The organism is Rickettsia endosymbiont of Culicoides newsteadi (genome assembly GCF_002259525.1).
Lineage (GTDB): Bacteria > Pseudomonadota > Alphaproteobacteria > Rickettsiales > Rickettsiaceae > Tisiphia.
This window is the reverse complement of the sequence record NZ_MWZE01000171.1, coordinates 1-938: the sequence shown is the minus strand read 5'-3', so window position 1 is coordinate 938 and position 938 is coordinate 1. Positions and strand designations below refer to the sequence as shown.

Genomic DNA, 938 nt, shown 5'->3' with positions numbered 1-938 from the left:
CCCACATTCCGCTGGAATGATATAGGAATGAAATAATTATTGAATAATTAAGAGAAAAAGTATTAACTAAGAATGAGTAAATATTATAGAGTTACTAAGTTATGGAGTTAGAAACTATAAGAACGGAGCAATTAGGTCATTTGGGGATAGTATCAGCAAGTATCAAACAATTGGGTCTAATAAAGGAAATAGACGCTTTATTACCTGTGTCTCGCAAGAAAGGGGCAAAGGTAACAATGGGAGAGCGAGTAGCAGCAATGATATTAAATGGACTTGGTTTTTTAAATGATCGTTTATATATGCATTGCCAATTTTTTGAGAATAAGCCTGTAAGTCGGTTGTTTAGAGATGGTGTAGAGGGAGAGTATTTTAACGATGACGCTTTAGGAGATTGCCTTGATGCTATTTATGAATATGGGGCTAGTAAACTATTTAGTAATGTAGCTTTTAAAATTGCCTGTAAACAAAAATTACTGGGTAAATTTTCTAGGATTGATACAACTAGCTTATCAGTATATGGAGATTATGAGGAACAAGATACTATAGAAGAAGAGAGTAGTATTATTGATGGGGAAGGCAATAGTGAAGAAAAAGCGTTTAATATAACTTACGGATATTCAAAACAAAAGAGGAGGGATTTAAAGCAGGTAATTATGTCATTAACCGTTAACGGTCCTAGTGATTTACCGCTTTGGGTTGAAGGGTTAAGTGGTAATGCTTCGGACAAGAAATCAATTAAAGCCAGCGTAGAAAAAATAGAGAAATTTAAAAAGCAATTAAAAGAAGCCCCAAGTTTTATATACGTTGCTGATTCTGCTCTATATAGCAAAGAGTTGTTAAGTAGTCCTGACATAAGGTGGATAACAAGAGTACCTGAAACTATAAGAGAGGCTAAAGAATTATGCCAAAAGGATTACGATGAATCAGAATGGCAAAAG

Annotated in this window: 1 protein-coding gene; it reads left to right on the top strand. The window is 34.1% G+C overall.

Translation table 11 applies throughout. The features are described from left to right. Positions 1-101: 101 nt before the first annotated feature. Positions 102-938 (top strand): IS1634 family transposase (locus RiCNE_RS07100; protein WP_133062976.1); only part of this gene is annotated, 837 nt, incomplete at its 3' end.